Genomic DNA, 17,112 nt, shown 5'->3' with positions numbered 1-17,112 from the left:
GGAACACAGAACGGGGAATCTTCATGCGCAGATTTTTAATTTGGATAGCCTTCTGGCTGGGCCTTGGTCCGGCTGTGGCGCTTGCTGCGCTTGAGCTTCCTGTTATCGATCTGGCGCGCGTTCAGGCTAAGCAAGGGCTATTCCTGGGGGCGCGGCTGTCTTTTTGGGAAAACCAAAGCGAACCTCTCGATCCTTCCCAGGTGTTCGAAGGCCGCTATGATGGCAATTTTGTGCCTTCCGCAAAGGATATTCCGGGCCCCACCTTCATCAAGGGTGAACTGTGGCTGCGGATTGTCATTCATAATCCCGAAGCCAGCCCGCAGTCTTTGATGCTTGAAAGCCGTTATGCGCTGACCGATCACATCAGCTTCTATCAGAAAGATCCGGATGGCCGCATGCAGGTGGACCACCAGGGGGACCGCAACGAGCTTCGCACCGATCCCTTTCCTTTCCGCAGCCCGACCTTTACGGTGAAAGCCTATCCCGGGACCAACGTCTATTACCTCCGCACCGAGTCTCGCGGCACGAATATCCTTTCGCTCTATCTATGGCGCGAAGCCGCCTTCAAAGGTCATCATTTCGTCGATACCCTGATCATTGGCGGGCTGTTCGGCTTTTTGATCGCGCTCTTTTTCTATAACAGCTTCCTGGCCCTTTCGCTGCGCAGCCGGACTTATGCCTATTACACTCTCTTTCTGCTCTGCATGATCCTCCTGCAAATCGCGATGCAAAACATTTGGCCCTATCTGGTCCAGCCGCGGATATCCGCCTGGCTGGAAAATGAAGGCTATGTCGTCGTGGGGTCTTTGACCAATTTTTCCGGTATCCTTTTCACCATCTACTTTCTTTCCCTTAAAAAAACCGCGCCCGGATTCCTGAATTTTTTTCGCGGCCTTCTGCTCTTTGCGCTGGCTCCCATCCTGCTGACGCCTTTCATCGACTTCAATACGCTGACCCGGATTGTCAGCGTCACCGTGGGGATTGGCTCGCTGTGCATGATCATTACCAGTGTCGTGGCCATGATCCGGGGCTACAAACCGGCAGCTTATTATTTTCTGGCTTCGGTCACCTTCCTGGCGGCCAATATCTTTTTGACCTTCAACCTGCTTGGCATTTATCACGCCCCGCATGTGATTCAGTATGGAAACTTCATCGGCCTTGTCATGCAGGGCCTTTTGATGTCGCTCGCCGTGGGTCATCGCGTGCAGTTCATCAGGGCTCAGGCGAATCGCTTGATTCGCGGGCTCAATGAAGAGCTGCAGAATCATCTGGCTCAAGTCGAAGGCCTCGTCGCGGAACGGACCGAAACCATTCGCACCATCCTCGATAACGTGGCCAGCGGTTTTGTGATCGTGGCACCGAATGGGACGATCGTGAAAGGCTTCTCGCAATCCTGCCATCAGCTTTTGGGTCGGATTCTGCAAGAGGGGCAGCGTTTTTCCGAACTGCTCGAACTGGATCCCTTTCGCAAAAAAATCTGGGATCTGGCCTGGTCGCAGATCTTTCAGGATACGATGCCGGCCAGCGTTTCCCTAGCTCAGCTCCCTTCAGCCATCAAACAAGGCGGACGCTCGTTGCGCCTGGACTGCAAGATCCTGAGGGACGAAACCGGGGGCATCAAAAACCTTCTCTTCACCATTCAGGATGTCACCGAACTCAAAAAGCAAAAACGCGAGGCCAGACGCCATCGCATTCTGATTAAGATCCTGCAGGACATCGAAGCCTTCCGCCAGTTCATTCATCACAGCTATGATTTCATCGGCCGCCTCAAGGCCTCTGTGGATGCAAGGGAGCAGGCTTTCCTGCTTCATACGCTCAAGGGCAACAGCATGGTCTTCGGACTGCAGGCGATCGCAAAGCGCCTGCACAGACTTGAAGAAGGCCGTCAGCTGAGTGCCGCTGACCTTCAAACCCTGGAAAATATGTTCCGGGATTTCCTGTCGGCGCATGACACCATACTGAAAACAGTCTGGGGCCCGAATAGCCAGCACGAAACACGCGTGACGCTGACTCAGCTGCAGCAGCTGGAAAACCTGGTCGATAAGCGCCAGGAGCCCACGCTTCAGCAGGACGTAAGGGGCTGGATCCAGGACGTGCTCGCCAAACCCGTGCATATGATAGTCCAGCCTATCGTGGACAGTTCCCAGAGCCTCGCGTTTCGTCTGAACCGTCCCGTCACGATTCAGGTCATCGGCGGTGAGGTGCGGGTGCGTTCCCATAAGGAAGAGATGGCTCTGGAGTTTTTGGTTCATATCCTCAGAAATGCCATCGTGCATGGCCTCGATGAAGATCGCGAGCGTCTCGGCAAGAATCCGAAAGCCCATATCCATGTCGAATTCAGTGAAAGCCCGGAGGCTTTGCGTCTGGTCATCCGGGACGATGGACGAGGCTTCGATCGGAGTTATTGGGAAGAACGCGCCCAGGAGCTTACAGGCAAGCCAGCGGCTGCGATCAGTCGCCTAAGCTGGGTCGATCTGATTGAAGTCGTGAGCCGTGGGGGGCATAGCACCCAAAAATCAGTCAGCATGGAAGCCGGCCGCGGCGTGGGGCTGGAAGGCGTGATTCAAGCGATTCGCGAACTGGGTGGACATATTCATCTGGAATCCACCTCTGGCCACGGCAGCACCGTGGAACTGGAAATCAAGCGTCAGCTCACGCATGAGGCCGCTTGAAACGTATCGCGCGCGAGGCCACGATCCGGGCCTTGATCGAACTCTCCAACAGCTCCAAAGACCTTTTATGATCCCTGGCATGGCATGAGGCTACGCAGTCCTCGGGTATGGTCACGCGATAATCGCGCAGATAGGCATCCGTGGCTGTGAAGAGCACGCAGCTATCGGTGGTAAAACCCGTGAGTATGAGTTCCTCGGCTTTGATGTGATCGAGCAGCAGATGCAAAGGACTCGCGTAGAAGCCGGAATGCTTCGCTTTCAGGATATAGTAATCCTCCGGGTTCGGCCGCAAGAGCGCAACGACGGGTCCACCATAAGGACTTTCGGCGCAGTGATCCACCTGCGCATGGAAATCCGAGCGCCACATTCCGAAGTTATCATTCACATAGATGCAAGGCACGCGGGCCGCGGTGGCTCTGGCTTTTAGATGGGCGATGGCCTTGGCCACCTTCACGGCTGTTCGCCTTAAAGGTTCCGCGCCTTCCCACTCCAGATCATTGATGGCATCAATAATCACAAGGGCCTGTTTGGATTCATGGGGTGCATTTCCATGAAGATCGGCTGAGCGGCGTGGCAAATCCATTCCCCCTTTCTGGGTCATTCCCCTGCAGATTCCAGCCTACAGGCAACCTTCACCCAGTCTGAATGCTCGGCGAGCGGCTGCGGGCAAAAACCCGGCCTATCCTACAAAACCAGCGTGCGTGCGACTAGCATGAAAAATGCATCATCCGCGAGCAGGTGGTGAACTATGTCGGAAAACAAGACGAGTTTTGATTTTCTTGCCGACCCGGCCTTCCTTCGTACGGAAAAGATCTTTGAAAGAGCCGGCTGGGTGTTCATGGCCCTCGTGGTCGTGGCGGCCATGCTGGGTCTGTTCGGGAACGGATATTTAAGCGAAACCGTTCTAAGAAGCGAGCAGTTTCAGATGAAGTACGATCGCTTCCTCCATTTCGGCGACCTGACCAGCCTTGAGATTGAAATCCCGCCGCAGACTGGTGAATCCGGCGTTGTGGCCATCGCCTTTTCGAACGGTTACATGCACAATTTTCGCCTCGAAAGAATTCAGCCAGATCCTGAATCGAGTGCGCATGGAGATCAGATTCTCTTTTGGTTCACCGCCACCGGCACCGGGGAGCCTGTGAAGGTGCAGTTCCGCCTGGAGCCACAGAAAATCGGGATCTTGGAAGGAAAAATTTTCGTGAATGGCGAAGACGGTTATGTCTTTCGCCAGTTCGTCTATCCCTGAGATGGCGAGAGGACTATGGACAGCATCATTCGTGGTACGGTGACTTATTTTTTCGTGTGGCTTATTTTTAGGATTGCGGGCAAACGCAGCCTGGCGGAAACGACGACCTTTGATTTCGTGCTGCTTCTTATCATCAGTGAAACGGTCCAGAGTGCTTTGAATCAGAATGATAATTCCCTGACCAATTCCTTTTTGATCATTATCACTCTGGTGGGGCTCGACATCCTGCTTTCGGTCGTGGGCTATCGGGTGCCGCGCTTCAATCATCTGATGAACAGCCGGCCGGTCCTGATCGTGGAGAACGGCAAGCCTGTAAAAGAGCGCATGGCGGCCGCCCGCATCGAAGTGGATGATATCCTGGCTTCAGCTCGGGAGCATCACGGCTTGGAACGCATGGATCAGATCAAGTTTGCCGTTCTGGAAACGCACGGCGGCATTTCCATCATTCCGGAAGCGAAGTCCTGAAAGAAAAGAGGGTGACCTGATGGCCACCCTCAAGAAGCGGGATTTGTTATGAAAGGCAACATGGGCCTTGAGTTGGGCTCGATTAACGGCAGCGGCCCAGGTCCCGGAGTCCGGCCTCTTTAACGGCAGCGCGGCCCCTCCGACGTCATCTGTATGCTTGCCGCACAAGGGTTGATACCAAAGTGAAAATGAGAGACGTGATAGAACTCCCAGGGATCCATCATCTTGGTAAAGGTGAAACGGCTGTCGACCAGCGCCTCGTCCTTGGCTTTGTAAAGATAGGATTCCAGCTCGTGAATATAGGAAAAACCTGAATAGCGGTGTCCGGTCACCTGCGCGGCTTCGCTATACATCATATAAGTGAACCAGAACTGAGCTTCGAGATCAATCGGAGACCGCGGATCATCTGGATTTTCCAGGATATAGCCAAGGTCGGCATCCAGTCCGTGATCATGCGCATCCTCTTGCGACTGCGGGTTGGAGTATGGATAGTTCGTATTCACGCGCAGTACGGTGACGGCGCGATCCGGGAACAGAAGCTGCAGAAACTTAGCGGACTTCCGCAGGATCCAGTGGTAATAGCCGAAGCCATAGATGTTGTTGTAGTTGTTCTTATTGATCGCACGCAGTCCGCTGTCCAGCGGCAGAGCGACCAGCGACTTGGAATAATAGATCGACTTACGGCTTTCCTGCTGGGTCCAAACAGCCAGATCGTTCAGGGCTTCCTGAAGCTGGCCCGGTGTGACTTTAAGACCTTTCCACCAGGCCGCGGAGTCTGTCCCGTTTAAAAAATTCACGGTGACAGGATTCGCGGTCTGTTCACTGGATCCCTGGCCCAACTGTCCCAAAAAACCACTGCCCCAGCATTTGATCGCACCCGTACTCAGCATCGCACAGGCGTGCCGAGCCCCGACCGCGATTTCAAGGGCGTTGCTGACGCCCGGAATGGTCATCGGTTTATCAGAACTGAAGCGGAACACATCCTGACCCTGCTCAGGCGACGGCAGTACGCTCTTGCTCGTATCCCCGCAAAGGCCATAAAGACAAAGTCCCCAGCATTTCACTTCGCCGGCTGCAGTGATGCCGCAGCTGGTTTTTTTATAAGTGTCGACGCTCTTCCAGCGTTCGGTGCCGACTGGCGTCCAGGCATCCGCCGTATCGGGCAGACCCGTCTGCTGATACCAGTTATCACCGATGCAATAAAGCTTCTGATTCGCATCGACAAAGCAGGAATGCGTATCCCCGAGGGCGAGGCTTTTCACTGTTAGAAGGTTGGGGGTCATGTTGGTCATGGGATAGGACTTCTGGGTGGCTGCCACCACGAAACCCCAGCACATGAGCTGTTGATTCGTCGTGATCGCACAGAACCCATTTTCGGCACCGTGAATGGAAACGGCCTTGGACGGCAGGGACGTGGCCTTGCGGGCGATTCCCGAGTGATTCATGATTCCTGATTTTTGATCACCGAGCTGAAAATCAGAGCCAGCTCCCCAGCAGTACACATCACCCGTCGCGCTCAGACCACAGGTGGAGTTGTTGCTTGCAGCCAGTTGAGTGATTCGAATCCCATCCAGGCCTTGGACTCGGGTTGGCTGCAGCGTGGCTGATGGAATCATGTAAGAGCCGAAGCCCGTGTTCATCCGTGATTGGCCATTGCCAACGGCTCCGGTGTAACTGAAGCCCCAGCAGTACACCTCACCCGTTTTTTTTACAGCGCAGGTGTGCAGCTCGCCGGTAGCGATTTGAGTTACGTCACTGCCAAGTCCTGTGACGAGCGAAGCATGGGATTCGTTTTCATGCTGCCCTTGACCCAGCTGGCCCAGGAGCCCGTAGCCCCAGCAATAGACCTGGCTATTGCGCAGGGCACAGGTGTGATAACCGCCTGCTGAAAGGGTTTGAGTGGGTGGACTGCCATCGACAGCCAGAAGCGGACGACCGAACCAAAAAAACAAGAGTAGCCAGGCAAATCGCATTCGCATTGCTTTCCTTCTGAATAAATTGTCCTTCGATGAGCGAGTATAGTGAACTCATCCGCAATGGTTGAGCTTTATTTTTCAGTTTTCTTTGATTGATTCATGATTTTAGACATTTGCCACAAATTTATGGGTTTTCATGGGAAATGCAGCGTCATTTGTATAGGCATATCGAGGTGGGGCCGCACGCGATCCAACGCGTTGCGGAGCGGGAGCCGTTTGCTCAGGACGGAATCAATTCACGGCCTTGACCAGATCGAGCAGATGATCGATGCCTTCGCCTTTGCGCCAGAAACCTCGGGTTTGGTCAGGGGGCAGGTTCAAATCAAAGGCACCATAGCCGGACATAAGAATCACCGGCAGATCCGGCTGCGTGTTCTGAATGTCGCTCAGGAGGCGTTCGTAGCCACCGCCGGGCATGACAGCATCGGAGAGCACAAGATCCAGTTTCTGTTTTTGAAGGTAGGGCAGAGCTTCAGGTGGACTGTGAGCCGTTATCACCGACATCCCAATCTCTTCCAGAAAATACTGAAGGAGTTCCACCATCACAGCATCATCGTCGACCACCAGAATATTCATGTAATTTGCCTCGCAGAGTTTGATAGCAAACGGGGCAGCACCCGTGCGTGATAACAGGAAGCTCATGGTCATGCAAGAGAGGAAAGTAACCGAGAGCCTTCTCAAGTGGCAGCCATGTGACTTTTACAGAATCGAAAATGGACTGGCACCAGCTGCACATTTTTAATGGTTGATTCTGATCAAGAGAGAGGGCTGGCTGTGGCATGGATACAATCTCCAGCTTGGTATAGGAAAGTTGAACGCCAATGGAACCATCATCATAACCACTCAAATCCTGCCTCATGAAGATCTTCAGCGGAAATCTGTCACAGCGCAAGGTCAGGCTGAGTCTTTGTCCATGGGTCCGCCTCACGCTGCGGAAGACGGAACGGTAGATCAATTGAATCTCGACCCCATCGAGGAGTTCATAAAAAGAGCGGCCGAGGTAGTCCTCTGCGTCATAGGATTCACCTAGGGTATCCCGGAATTCAAGATTCCATTCAGGCGAGAACCAAACAAAGTGATCGTCGGCATTCAAACGATAGGATTTCGGAGGGAAATACGCGGTCTCTGGCTCACGACGCTCCCTATTCATGACGTCCTCCGTGGTTCCTGCCCCGCGGGCTCAGAATGCTCATACGTTCCGGCAAATTCCACGAAGATCGGTAATTCAGCGGAAAAAATCATAATTCAGTCAAGATCCTGCGCTCCATGCGCCGCGCACGTCAGCCTTGCCCGTTTTGTGCGCGACCGTCATGCCTGCTTTGTGCGCGGCTGTCATGCGTCATGCCCGCTCGCGGTGCAGGAAAAATGAGACAGAAATGACGTAATTTACCAGCATTTTCTGTCTCCGGTAAGCGTTGTAGGATGGTTCCCACGGGATTTTCCCCGGCTGAGGATCTCCACCATGCGCACCTTTCTTAAAATTATTGCAGGAATCGTGGCCGTCTTTGTCACGCTGGTTCTCTCGCTCTTCCTCGTGATCAATCTTGTGGATTGGAACAAGCATAGGGATTTTTTGATTCGCAATGCGGAACGTTACACAAGCGTTCGCATTGATGAGCTTGACGGCATTCGCCTTCAATTGTGGCGCTCCATGGAAGTGGAGGTGGCTCGCCTCAAGATGCACATGGCCGACAAGGATGCCGCGCTGGAAAGCTTCAGCACCGGTCCGGCGCAGGTGCGCATTGCCACATGGCCCTTGCTCTTCAAGGATCAGCTCCTGGTGCAGAGCCTGACTCTGGATCAAGTGCGCCTCAACCTGAAGGAAGTCAAAGAGCAGGCCAAGGAAGAGCCGCAGGAGGACGACACGAGCGCTGCCGAGATCCTGGACAGGCTGCCTAAAATTTTTATCAACCTGGCGTCCATCACCGATGCCCAGTTTCGCTATGAGAGCCTTGAGAAAAAAGAACCATTGAAGGTCAGCATCGAACGCTTTCAAATCGAAGCGCCCAAGGATGATCCGACGCCGAGGCTCCTGGGCGAGGGAAAGTTCGATGAGCTTCCTTGGAAAATCGAAGGACAGACCGGAACGTTGGAAGCCTTTCAGGACGAGGACAAACCCTTTCCCTTTCAGCTCAAGGCTGACCTCGGGCAGCAGGATCTGAGCGTAAAAGGCGCGCTGGCTTTTGCCGAGGGCACTGGGGATTTCACTGTCAAAGCCAAAGGACCCGATATCGAGCAGATCAAAAAACTCTTCCGTTTGAACATAGGGCGTCTGCCAGCTTATCAGATCGCCTTTGATTCGCGGGTGGAAGACAAATACTTCAAATTCCATAAAATCGACATCAAACTCGGCAAGAGCGAAGTGAACGGCAACCTTCAAGTCGACCTGCGTTCGCGCCGTCCGAAGATCACGGGCAAAGTGGAGTCACCGGTCCTGACCCAGGCGGACTTCAATGGGCTCTTCAAAACCGATCAGCGCTACAAACCGGCCAATGAACCACCGAAGGCTCCTGGGCAGTATTTTTCGGATAAGGTCATTGATAATTCCATCATGAAGCTGGCCGATGTGGATCTGCGTTTTCTCGTGAACCGCTATGTCGGGGAAAAAAGCGGCCGCGCGATTCACGCCTGGGACGCGACGATCAAAATGAATAACGGCGATCTGAAGATTGATCCCGTGACATTCGCGGTGGCGTCGGGTCATATCGGGGGCCGCTTTCTGGTGGATGGCCGTCAACTGCCCCTGGATGTGCAGATCGAACTGGGGGCGAAGCGGATCAACCTGAATACCTTGCTCGGGCCCCTGGCGAAAGAGGTGCCCGTGATGGATATGAAGCCTTCGGACATGGCCCAGGGGCTTCTGACCGGACAGCTGGATCTGAAGATGAAGGGCAAAACGCCGATGGAAATGGCCCGTTCCGTCCGTGGACCGATCGAACTGGCCATCGAGGATGGCAAACTTTCCGGCACCGTGATCGAGGCCTTTGGCATCGACGTCACGCAGACCCTGAGCAACTGGTTCAACAAGCATCCGCTCTATGATATCCAATGCGCGCTCACGGCTTTTGAAGCCGGGGACGGCGCTATCAAAACCAGGACATTTTTAATTGCGACCAAGGATACCAGCATCATCGGCAAAGGCGAGGTGAACCTGGTGGCCAACAAGGTGGATTTTGAGCTGAAGGCCCACGTTCATGACTTCAGCATCGGCAGCCTGCGTTCCCCCATCGAAGTGAAGGGGCCCCTCAATGATATCAAGGTCAGCCTGCAGCGCGAGGAGCTTCTAACCCGTTCGGGACTGGCCGTCGCCCTAGGGACACTTGTCAATCCTATCGCGGCTCTGGTGCCCCTGATCGAAACCGGGCTCGACGAGAAGGGCAAATGCCGGGGCGTGCTTTCTGAGCTGAACGAAGTCCAACAGAAAGCCAATAAACTTTCAACTGGGAAGTCAGGACGTGTGACTAGGTAAAAACCATGATAAACTGGACTTCCCGCTATAGGTTGGAGGTCTGGTGATTCCCATGAGATTTTTTCTCTTATGGCTCGTCATGGGCTTTTTTGCAAAGCCTGCATGGGCCGATCTCGGCCGCTATGAGATTCCCTATAAGAAGTTCATACGCCCTCAGCTGAATCTGCCGGCCTCGGCCGAGCGGTCTCAGGAACTGAAGGCGCTTGCGGAATACCTGGAACGCCAGGACCTTTCCGATGAGCAGCTCTATGCGGCCCGTCGCCAGTTCCTTTTTTTTGCGGAATATGGTGATCATGAAGCCTTCCAAAGGGTGAAAAAGCAGTTCCAGCCGCGTGCTGACGATTATCTTCTGCTCACCACCTTCACGATGCATGACACCAGCCTTGACTATCTGCCGAAGGTCAGCCGTCTGGAGAATTTCTTCGAACTCGCCCAGAAAACCGAGCCCGAAAGTGAAATCGCCGGCTGGGTCGCTTACGATGCTCTGGGGCTCATGACCGATCATTTTGATTTTGGTCGGGCCAGTAACCTCGTTCATAAGGCTATTGCTGGACTGCCCGAGAAATCCTGGCTTTTGCGTTCCCTTCTTTTAAGCGCGATCGCAAGGCTCTATGTGGATCCAGGCAACAGTCCCGCCATCGTCCGCCAGGGTCTTGCCATCTATGCTGAAAATGAAAGTCGCATGCGGGCGCGCGGTCTGACCGCCGAGGCCAGTGATATGGCCTATAATCAGGGCGTCGCCCAGCTTTTTGCTTTTCAGGATTACCAAAAAGCCCTGGAGCATTTCAGTCGCGTGGACAAGGGCACGCTCTATGCCCAGGACGCGCTGGTTTTCTCGGCTCTTGCCCTTTCTCATCTGGGGCAGGGCAAGGATGCCCGTGAAAAGCTGGACCTTCTGGATTTTTCCAAGTATGCGGAAAGTGCCATGCGTATCAGCTTTCTTGCATGCTATACCGAAATCGTGAGGCAAAGGCTCGGGAATGCGGCCAATCTTCAGCGCTGCGCCCAGCTTCCCGACGCCACCCAGGGTGATGTGATTCAGCATATGACCGCCGAGATCCTGCAGCTGCCGCTGACCTCCGCGCTTGAAATGGCTATTTTAAAGCAGTTTCAGAACTTCTATCAGTTGAAGATCAGTCCCCAGAATAAACTGCGGATGGCCCAGTCGGTCGATGGATTGGAGCTGGCTCGCGCTCGCGCCGAATCCGATCGCAACCGGCTTGAAAACAAAATCAGCCGGATGGAACTGGATCTGGCGCAGAAGCAATCCGAATTGACGTTTTATGGAAGCGCGGCGCTCCTTGTGCTTCTGGGTCTCATCATCTTTGATCTTTGGCGCCGGCAGATCCAGGCGCAGCGCATGCAAAAGCTTCAGCAGTATCTGCAGACCCGTATTCTCTCCCGCTTTCTGCCGCCGGCCCTGGTCGAGGAAATCCGCCTCGGACGTTCACGACTGGATGAAGAGCCCCAAAAACGCGTGGTCACGATCCTCTTCGCTGATCTGGTCGATTTCACAGCGAAGGCCGAGCAGCTGGGCACGGATCGGATCGCGCGGCTTTTGAATCAGTGGATGCATATGGCCACCGACGTGGTTTTTGCAGAAAACGGCACCATAGATAAATTCATGGGCGATTGCGTGATGGTGCTCTTTGGAGCGCCTTTGGATCTGACGCCCGAGGCTCAGGTGAAAAGGGCAGTGGCCTGTGCACAGAATCTGGTGCGGGCCATGGACGAAAAAAATGCGATCTGGCTCCGGGAATTTGGGGTCAGTTTTGAACTGCGCGTCGGCATCAATCAGGGCGAGGCGATCGTCGGCAGTTTCGGGAGTGAAAAGCGCTCGGATTATACTGTGATCGGGGACGCCGTAAACCTTGCGTCCCGCATTGAAAACATGGCCAATCCGGGGCAGATCCTTTTGAGCCAGAGTGCGGTACGCTATCTCCCGCATCATGCCGTTCGAACCCTGGGTTCCCGTTCTGTGCGGGGCATGAAGGAGAGTCAGGAGATCTTCGAATTGGAGCGCGAGCGTTTACCCGCCGCTATTTAAAAACCAAAGAGTCTTAAGCTCTGAACGGCAATCGCCAGAGCTATTCCAGGCCAAAGAATCTTGGTGCGGTGATAAAGAAACCCGGAACCGAGCGATGTAAGAAAGATCGGGCCGAAGTCCTGGGGCTTATGGCAAAGGGTTGTCAGGCCCGCGCTGATGATCAGTGCGAGAGGCATTGCCATCCGCGACGCAAGGCCGCGTTGAATAAGACCACGGAAAATAAGTTCCTCAGTCACCGACCGTGCGATCACAATAAAGAGCAGCACGGCCGTCGCCGGGGCTGCAGGATAGTGGCTCAGACTATAAATATGCTCCAGAAAAGCCGAACCGCTCGTCACCCTATCCCATAGGCCTGCCGTCCGCAGGATGAACGCGCACCCCATTCCAAGAAAGAGAAGATCGAGAAAGCGCACAGCCGCGAAATAGACGGGGACGTCTTCGGCAGTGCAGGCACTGTAATAGCAATGAAGACCCCAGAGGGTAACGGCCGCGGTCAGGAACTGAACGGAAAGATTCAAGTTGAAAAATGAAGCGATGCCATGGGTCGTCATCAGCGCGCAGACATAGATCAAGGCCGCGAGGAAGCCCTGCGCAAGATCCGCCTTGCAGGGAATGGGGTAACTCGGATCTATAAGGTCATGTTCAAGAGCCAGGACTTTCTTTTCAAAAGTATGCGCAAGGCCCGTGAAGAGAATCAGGAAAGCGCCCACGCTCCAGACCTCGCCCTTGAGAACGAGAAAGGTCAAAGCCGGTGTCAGAGCAAGCCAGATCATAAAATGAAGGGGCTTGACCACAGTGTTTTCGCGAGCCGGCGCATAGGAAAGGAGCGCCACAGTTCGGAAGTGCTTTTCCGCAGTCAAAGCAAAGTAAAGACCCAAGGGCAGACGCACGAGGGAATCCGTATCCTGCCAGAAGCCTGACGGGACGAAAACCACAAAGGCCACTGCATAGACCAGTCCGAAAAGAACGGAGGCAACCTTACTCTGCGCGCGCAGGACGTCGCTCAAAAGCACCGGCGTCGCCGCGTAAAACCAAAGACCGGGCCTTTCCCGCTGAAAGATCATCTGCAAGGAAAGGCCGATCATCAAAATATACAGCATAAGGCATAGCGTCAGAAAGCTCCGCCCGTGCGGGAGACTCTCGATGCCGAAGCTGTTATAGATGACGAAGGCAAGGGCCAAAAGAGGTCCGGTCATGAGGGTCGCCCACTGCGACCTGTCGCGGATGAGAGTACGAAGCTCACGGCGAACGATGGGATTAAAAAGATTCAAAAGGCTCGCAAGGAAACGCGATTCCTTTTTGATCGGCTCGTCTTGAGCTTCCGAACCCCGGGCCACGATTCCCGCGCTGATAACAACGCTGCCATGGGCCAGGACCAGGACGCCGGCAAGCAGGGATAACAGCGGGATGATGCTCGAAGCGTCGCTGCGCAGAAGCCGTTCCATGAAGTGAATGGCAAGGCTGTCCTGAAGAAAGGGGGACATCCAGAAAATCGTTCGCCAGAACACGCCTTCATGCGAAATGTAAGGGAAATAGACCGAAAAGAAGGCTGCGATCAAAAGGAAGGTGGCAAGAAAACGGATGTCCCGCTGCCTCCCCGCAGTCAGGCGCAAGCTGACGAAGCAGTTGAAGATCATTCCCAGGCTCGAAGTCCCCAGCATTACCATCCAGCCGATCAGTGATGCGGTCACGATGCTGAAGGCCAGATTTTCTCCACGGACGATGGCAAAGCAGAGAAGAATAGGCAGAACAAGCAGAAAGAAATAAGGCTGAAGCATGGTGGATTGCAGGAGGCGCCCCCAAAGGATCGAGCGCGTGGTGATCGGAAAGGTCTGCATCCATTCAAGGTCCGGGTCGCCTTCTTTACGATAAGCTGTAAGGTGAACCGCGAGTATGCTCACGAAAAAGATAGCCAGGAGGATAACAGAGATGCCGAGCCATACCATCTGCGGCAGACCCGACCAGACCTGGGAGGTTGCGACAAAAGCCGCCGGAGGAAGCTTCCAATCGACGAGCAGGATTTGCAGGGATTCACTGTCCCCCAGACTCTTCAGGGTTTTATAGTTCTGATAAAAATACATGAGGGGCATATAACTGAAGGAGAAGACCATCAGCGCGCGCAAGGTGAGGCTTTGCTGTTTCGAGAGAAAAGCCCCCAAAGTGGAACGCCAGCCATAGCGCAAAAGCACAGAACTGGTTGCCAGAGTCTCACGCATGGTGCACGGCCTCGCCCTCAGTCACGGCAAAGAAAATGTCTTCCAGGTCGTCCGCGTGCATTCGGCCGCGAATGGTCGCAAGTTCGCCCTGCGTGATCAAGCGACCCTTGTGAATGATCCCCAGGTGCGAACACACCCGCTCCGCCATATCCAGGCGATGGGTCGAGAGCAGGATGGTTTTCCCCGCCTGCGACTGCTTTTGAATCCACTCACCGACAAGGCGCGTGGCATAAGGGTCCAGGCCATTGGTGGGTTCGTCCAAAAGATAAACCTCGGGATCATGAACTGTCGCGCAGCCAAGTCCCAAACGTTTTTTCATGCCGATCGAATACTGCTCACTGTATTCCTCGGCTGCATCGTGAAGCCCAAGCCACTCCAAAAGCTCCGCGGCCCGACCTTTGGCCTCGGCCCGCGAAAGTCCGTGCAGTTCACCGGCCATTTCGAGTATCTCGCGGCCCTTCAAAAAGCTGGGAAAAAGGGGAGTATCCGGCAGATAGCCGACCTTGCGCTTGATCGCCAGGCGATCCTTCCGGGTATCAAGCCCCGCAATCGTGGCTGAACCCGAGGTTGGAACCAGAAGTCCCATCAGAATTTTAATCGTGGTGGTCTTGCCCGCCCCGTTGGTGCCCAAAAAGCCGTAGATGGCTCCAGGCTGAACATCCAGGTTCAGATTCTGAATGGCCGCAGTTTCGGAGTATTTTTTGGTCAGAAGGCGGGTGCTGATCATAAGTCCTCGGGCGTTACAGGAAGCGAAAGCCTGCCGGAGGACTTAGCATGGGCTGAAGCCCGGTCGCAACCGGGCTCGCCCCATTGACAGAAAATAACGTTCTCAGCCGCGTTTTTGCATCATGGTTTCGATCATATCCGCAATGTAAGCGCTGGCAACAGGTCCAAGGTGCAGACCATCCGGCAGCAGTTCGCGAAACGTATAGCGCTGCGACTGATAGACCAGGAAACGGTCCCTTTGAATCCGCTGGAAGACTTCGCTCAGCGGCACCAGATAGCATTGGCTATAACGGGCGCAGGCGTCCTGCAGTTTCTGATTCAAAAGCGTCCTTTGACTTTGCAGGCCCGGAATGAGTTCCGGAATGTCCCCGAGGATCAGCGGAACCTTCGCGCTTTCCGCCTCATGCACCAGCCTCTGCAAGGCCGCGACGCTGGCCGCTCCTGTCGGGTAGATGGAATCCCAGAAAAAAAGGTCGACGCCGATAATGATCGAATGATCCTTCAGACTGCCTTGTCCAAGGTTTTTCAGCACCACATGTCCGGGCGTTCCATTATAGGCGATGGTCCGCACATTTTTGGGTTCTGTATAACGCGCGCTCAGAAGCGTGCCGGGACCCGGCGCGGCATAGCCGCCACTGACGCTGGCGCCTACGATTAAAGGGGATTTGAAGGTCGATCGCATATCTGTGGCTTGAGCATGAGTCGCTCCAAGACTGGAACCAAGAGTAAATGTCGTCACGATGATTGTTCTTAGCCTTTCCACTATCTTCATGTTTTTAACTGCTCCGATCATCATACGCTGGGGATGAAACCCCAGCCAAAATAGTGAAAATCGGATGAAAGAATACTAAGCAGTGGAAACGCGAAGGTTTAAAGTATCATCGCCTTCATTTCGTCGATCATAAGGTCCCAATCACCCGGATGCAGCTCATGCCCGGCCCCTTTCAGTGCGACCAGCTTCGCCTTGGGAATCTTGCGGGCCAGGTATTCCGCGTGGGGAAAGGGCAGCACCGGATCATCGGTTCCGTGAAGGATAAGGGTCGGGGCCTTGATCTGATCCAACTGTCCCATGGCCCATTCTCCGCCGCTGAGCAGCGCGTGATTATACATGCAGACAAGGCAGGTGGAGCGATGAAATTCCTCCCGAGCGATCGACCGTAAAAGATCGTCAGGAAAGGGATGCCGCGTTCCCGCCGACACGCCCCAGCCGCCCACCATGTAGTCGAGCGCCGAGGCCTCATGCCCCCAATCAATCGCGCCGCCATGGGCGTGATGATTCAAAACTTTCTGGTCGATAGGCGGCAGGTTCACATCCGGTTCCACCGCCACAGGACCTGAAATCATAAGGGTCAACTGCCGGACCCGTTCGGGATGTTTGAGCGCCAGCAGCTGGCCTATCATTCCGCCCAACGACGCCCCCACGATCGCTGCCGATTTCAGACCATAGGCGTCCAAAACCGCAGCTGCGTCCTCCATCATCACATCCAGCATATAGTTGATGGTGCCGGGCTCATAGCAGGTGGAGCGACCCGTGTCGCGATTGTCATAGCGAATGACGTGGAAACCCGAGTCCGCCAGACGTTCGCAGAAAGCCCGAGGCCACCACAGCATGGACGAGCAGGCGCCCATGATCAGAAGCAGAGCAGGACGATCAGGCTGGCCAAAGGATTCCGTACAGATGGTGGCGTTGCCGCTTGAAATCATGCGTTCGGTCATGGTCTGTCCTCCAGGATGAAGAACAGTGAGTATAGCGGAAAGTGTGGAGAGAGCCACCCTGCTCAAGGCAGGGCAGCCATCCGAAAGTTACGGAGTTGTGGTAGGACGGGTTGCGTCCGAAGGAGTCGTAGGTGTTGTGGTGCCAGGTGTGCCAGCAGCGCCGGTTGCACAGGCAGGATCCACTTTGCTGGCGTCATAGCCAGGACTGCTGGGATCTGGACAGTTGGTGGTTGGTGCTGGCTGATTCAAAGAAGTGCCAGTGGTTGTGTCGGTTGTTGTGCCTGGAGCGGTGGTTGTGCCAGTCGTTCCAGTTGTGTCTGTGGCGGAAGGTGTGGTGGTTGTCGCGCTTGGAGTTGTTGTGTCAGGAGCGCTCTGAGTTTGGGGCTCAGCCTGATTGTTGTTGCCCTCCATGCCTGTATTTTTCTTGGTGCAGGCGAATGCAGCTACGGAAAGCAGCAGTGCAGTGGAGATGCTGACGGAACGTTTCATAGTATCACCCTTTCGAAAAATTGTAGGATCGTCCGAAGACCCCCTGCAATTTGCACAGTTCGTACCAGCTTGTAAAGATCCGACAAAGCA

General features: G+C 54.6%; 13 protein-coding genes. 5 read left to right on the top strand and 8 right to left on the bottom strand.

The annotated features are described in order from the left end of the window. The first annotated feature begins 23 nt into the window (after positions 1-23). On the top strand, positions 24-2,672 hold the full coding sequence (locus VFO10_RS30270) for a 7TM diverse intracellular signaling domain-containing protein (RefSeq protein ID WP_325145771.1): 2,649 nt from the start codon (positions 24-26) through the stop codon (positions 2,670-2,672). Here the strand turns inward: VFO10_RS30270 and VFO10_RS30265 are convergent. Next, the gene (locus VFO10_RS30265; protein WP_325145770.1) at positions 2,653-3,249 is read right to left on the bottom strand and encodes an isochorismatase family cysteine hydrolase; all 597 of its coding nucleotides are present in this window, start codon (positions 3,247-3,249) and stop codon (positions 2,653-2,655) included. The two genes, VFO10_RS30270 and VFO10_RS30265, sit on opposite strands and share 20 nt — an antisense overlap. Positions 3,250-3,420: 171 nt before the next feature. Between VFO10_RS30265 and VFO10_RS30260 the strand changes: the two genes are divergently transcribed. Next, positions 3,421-3,918, top strand: coding sequence for a hypothetical protein (locus tag VFO10_RS30260; RefSeq protein WP_325145769.1), 498 nt, complete (start codon positions 3,421-3,423; stop codon positions 3,916-3,918). A 15-nt stretch (positions 3,919-3,933) separates the two neighbouring features. Continuing rightward, positions 3,934-4,383: a DUF421 domain-containing protein gene (locus tag VFO10_RS30255; protein ID WP_325145768.1), complete on the top strand. Its 450-nt coding sequence runs from the start codon at positions 3,934-3,936 to the stop codon at positions 4,381-4,383. A 119-nt stretch (positions 4,384-4,502) separates the two neighbouring features. Here VFO10_RS30255 and VFO10_RS30250 read toward each other — a convergent pair whose 3' ends face one another. The 3 genes from VFO10_RS30250 to VFO10_RS30240 form a co-directional block, all read right to left on the bottom strand. After that, positions 4,503-6,362: a hypothetical protein gene (locus VFO10_RS30250; RefSeq protein ID WP_325145767.1), complete on the bottom strand. Its 1,860-nt coding sequence runs from the start codon at positions 6,360-6,362 to the stop codon at positions 4,503-4,505. Positions 6,363-6,590: 228 nt separating this feature from the next. Further along, positions 6,591-6,935, bottom strand: a complete 345-nt coding sequence (locus tag VFO10_RS30245; protein ID WP_325145766.1) for a response regulator — start codon at positions 6,933-6,935, stop codon at positions 6,591-6,593. Beyond that, positions 6,910-7,509, bottom strand: coding sequence for a hypothetical protein (locus VFO10_RS30240; RefSeq protein ID WP_325145765.1), 600 nt, complete (start codon positions 7,507-7,509; stop codon positions 6,910-6,912). The genes VFO10_RS30245 and VFO10_RS30240 overlap by 26 nt, the downstream gene beginning before the upstream one ends. A gap of 312 nt (positions 7,510-7,821) precedes the next feature. On the opposite strand from VFO10_RS30240, the gene VFO10_RS30235 reads away from it, so the two are divergent. Both VFO10_RS30235 and VFO10_RS30230 read left to right on the top strand, forming a co-directional pair. Continuing rightward, the gene (locus VFO10_RS30235) at positions 7,822-9,828 is read left to right on the top strand and encodes an AsmA family protein (protein ID WP_325145764.1); all 2,007 of its coding nucleotides are present in this window, start codon (positions 7,822-7,824) and stop codon (positions 9,826-9,828) included. A gap of 52 nt (positions 9,829-9,880) precedes the next feature. Beyond that, positions 9,881-11,875 carry an adenylate/guanylate cyclase domain-containing protein gene (locus VFO10_RS30230; RefSeq protein WP_325145763.1) on the top strand — a complete coding sequence of 665 codons (1,995 nt, stop codon included), beginning with the start codon at positions 9,881-9,883 and terminating at the stop codon, positions 11,873-11,875. Here the strand turns inward: VFO10_RS30230 and VFO10_RS30225 are convergent. The 4 genes from VFO10_RS30225 to VFO10_RS30210 form a co-directional block, all read right to left on the bottom strand. Continuing rightward, positions 11,872-14,091 (bottom strand): CPBP family intramembrane glutamic endopeptidase, encoded by a 2,220-nt coding sequence (locus VFO10_RS30225; protein WP_325145762.1) that lies wholly within the window; start codon positions 14,089-14,091, stop codon positions 11,872-11,874. The two genes, VFO10_RS30230 and VFO10_RS30225, sit on opposite strands and share 4 nt — an antisense overlap. Then, on the bottom strand, positions 14,084-14,818 hold the full coding sequence (locus VFO10_RS30220; RefSeq protein WP_325145761.1) for an ABC transporter ATP-binding protein: 735 nt from the start codon (positions 14,816-14,818) through the stop codon (positions 14,084-14,086). Before VFO10_RS30220 ends, VFO10_RS30225 begins: the two co-directional genes overlap by 8 nt. Before the next feature lie 102 nt (positions 14,819-14,920). After that, positions 14,921-15,589, bottom strand: a complete 669-nt coding sequence (locus VFO10_RS30215) for a hypothetical protein (RefSeq protein ID WP_325145760.1) — start codon at positions 15,587-15,589, stop codon at positions 14,921-14,923. 98 nt (positions 15,590-15,687) lie between these two features. Continuing rightward, positions 15,688-16,533, bottom strand: coding sequence for an alpha/beta hydrolase (locus VFO10_RS30210; RefSeq protein ID WP_325145759.1), 846 nt, complete (start codon positions 16,531-16,533; stop codon positions 15,688-15,690). Positions 16,534-17,112 lie beyond the last annotated feature (579 nt).

Source organism: Oligoflexus sp., from assembly GCF_035712445.1.
In the GTDB taxonomy this organism is placed as follows: Bacteria; Bdellovibrionota_B; Oligoflexia; order Oligoflexales; family Oligoflexaceae; genus Oligoflexus.
Note: the sequence above shows the minus strand (reverse complement) of the source record. Positions and strands in the feature narration are given on the sequence as shown.

Coding starts and splice junctions, on each gene's coding strand:
- VFO10_RS30270 (WP_325145771.1), top strand. CDS start 24: ATGCGCAGATTTTTAATTTGGATAGCCTTCTGGCTGGGCCTTGGTCCG.
- VFO10_RS30260 (WP_325145769.1), top strand. CDS start 3,421: ATGTCGGAAAACAAGACGAGTTTTGATTTTCTTGCCGACCCGGCCTTC.
- VFO10_RS30255 (WP_325145768.1), top strand. CDS start 3,934: ATGGACAGCATCATTCGTGGTACGGTGACTTATTTTTTCGTGTGGCTT.
- VFO10_RS30250 (WP_325145767.1), bottom strand. CDS start 6,362: ATGCGAATGCGATTTGCCTGGCTACTCTTGTTTTTTTGGTTCGGTCGT.
- VFO10_RS30245 (WP_325145766.1), bottom strand. CDS start 6,935: ATGAATATTCTGGTGGTCGACGATGATGCTGTGATGGTGGAACTCCTT.
- VFO10_RS30240 (WP_325145765.1), bottom strand. CDS start 7,509: ATGAATAGGGAGCGTCGTGAGCCAGAGACCGCGTATTTCCCTCCGAAA.
- VFO10_RS30235 (WP_325145764.1), top strand. CDS start 7,822: ATGCGCACCTTTCTTAAAATTATTGCAGGAATCGTGGCCGTCTTTGTC.
- VFO10_RS30230 (WP_325145763.1), top strand. CDS start 9,881: ATGAGATTTTTTCTCTTATGGCTCGTCATGGGCTTTTTTGCAAAGCCT.
- VFO10_RS30225 (WP_325145762.1), bottom strand. CDS start 14,091: ATGCGTGAGACTCTGGCAACCAGTTCTGTGCTTTTGCGCTATGGCTGG.
- VFO10_RS30220 (WP_325145761.1), bottom strand. CDS start 14,818: ATGATCAGCACCCGCCTTCTGACCAAAAAATACTCCGAAACTGCGGCC.
- VFO10_RS30215 (WP_325145760.1), bottom strand. CDS start 15,589: ATGAAGATAGTGGAAAGGCTAAGAACAATCATCGTGACGACATTTACT.
- VFO10_RS30210 (WP_325145759.1), bottom strand. CDS start 16,533: ATGACCGAACGCATGATTTCAAGCGGCAACGCCACCATCTGTACGGAA.